The sequence below is a fragment of the Streptomyces sp. CA2R106 genome (assembly GCF_037034245.1).
Lineage (GTDB): Bacteria > Actinomycetota > Actinomycetes > Streptomycetales > Streptomycetaceae > Actinacidiphila.
The window spans coordinates 1-254 of record NZ_JBAGKC010000220.1 but is presented as its reverse complement, the minus strand read 5'-3'; the positions used below and the strand labels follow the sequence as shown (position 1 = coordinate 254).

Genomic DNA, 254 nt, shown 5'->3' with positions numbered 1-254 from the left:
GCTCTCGCCCGCCCGACCGCGGCCGTTGCCGTGGACGAGGCCGGTTTGGCGGCCCGGTTGGTCGGGCTCGGTTCCGTTGAGCGTGAGCAGGAGGTTTTGGAGATCGTCCGAGCTGCTGCGGCCGTTGTCCTGGGTCATGCCGGCTCGGCTGACATCGATTCCGAGCGGGCGTTCCGTGACATGGGTATCGATTCGCTGACGGGGCTGGAGTTGCGTAACCGGCTCGCGGCCGAGACCGGCCTGAGTCTTCCCGC

1 protein-coding gene is annotated in these 254 nt (G+C 68.5%); it reads left to right on the top strand.

Translation table 11 applies throughout. The features are described 5' to 3' along the window. A partial coding sequence (locus WA788_RS35830) for an acyl carrier protein (RefSeq protein ID WP_335984730.1) occupies positions 1-254 on the top strand: 254 nt, incomplete at both ends.